At 71.8% G+C, this 885-nt stretch carries 2 protein-coding genes; both read left to right on the top strand.

Annotation, left to right across the window (positions count from 1 at the left end; genetic code table 11):
• Nucleotides 1–489, top strand: a 489-nt coding sequence (locus tag G6018_RS13165) for a hypothetical protein (protein WP_182639847.1), incomplete at its 5' end; no start/stop codon positions are given.
• Nucleotides 476–885 (top strand): hypothetical protein (locus G6018_RS13160; protein WP_182639846.1); only part of this gene is annotated, 410 nt, incomplete at its 3' end. The genes G6018_RS13165 and G6018_RS13160, both read left to right, overlap by 14 nt.

The raw sequence follows: 885 nt of genomic DNA, 5'->3' as shown, positions 1-885 counted from the left end.
GCCTGGGGACTGTGGCTCGCCGCCACAGGGTTCGCGCTGATCGGGATGCTGCTCAACGCCGCGACCTCCCGGTTCGGCGATCTGCCTCCGGCCACCCGTGACGCCTTCCGCGACGCCGTCGAGACCGCCGGGGCCGCTGACATCTCCATCGAGGCGCTGTTCGGCATGGCGCGGATTGTGGGCGCCGTCCTGGCGGTACTCGTCAGCGTGGTGACGGTGTGGCTGGCATTCCGGCTGCGAGCGGGAAAGGGCTGGGCCCGGACGATGCTCGACATCGTCGCCATCTTCCTCGTGGTGGACGCGGTCTCCGTCGTGATCGGCGTGTTCGGCGGTGTCGCCGAGGCGGGGGAGCGTGGCGAGATCGTCACCTTCATCGTGATCTCCCTGCAGATCCTCGCGGGGCTGTGCGCCGCCACCGCCGTGTGGCGTCAGCACACCGCCGAGGCCATGAAGTTCACGACCGGTGGCGGTTCGCGTGCCGGCGAGTGAGCCCGACCGGCCGGAGCCGGGGACGGGACCGGAGCCGCGGGGCCCCATCCTCTTCGCCGAAGACGGGTGGAGCTGGGCCTGGATCTTCGCCGCGCCGCTGTTCTGCGCGAGCGCCGCGGTGTTCGAGCTGATCGCCGGCGCGCCCGTCCACTGGCTCATGCTCACGGTCTGCGCGATCGCCTCGGCGATGTGCCACGGGGTGATGATCGCCGCCACCCGCGTCCACGGTCGCGTCCGGCTCACCCCGACCACGTACATCCAGGGAACAGAGGAACTCGAGCTGGACCGCGTGCAGGAGGTGCTCCCGCTGCCCGGTGACGGCATCCCCGAGGCCTCGTGGGAGACCGCCCGCACGCTCGGGGAACTCCGCGAGGTCCCCCGCCGCCGGCGGTCCGT

It is taken from the genome of Dietzia sp. DQ11-44, assembly GCF_014145205.1.
GTDB lineage: Bacteria > Actinomycetota > Actinomycetes > Mycobacteriales > Mycobacteriaceae > Dietzia > Dietzia natronolimnaea.
This window is presented reverse-complemented; position numbering and strand designations above follow the sequence as displayed.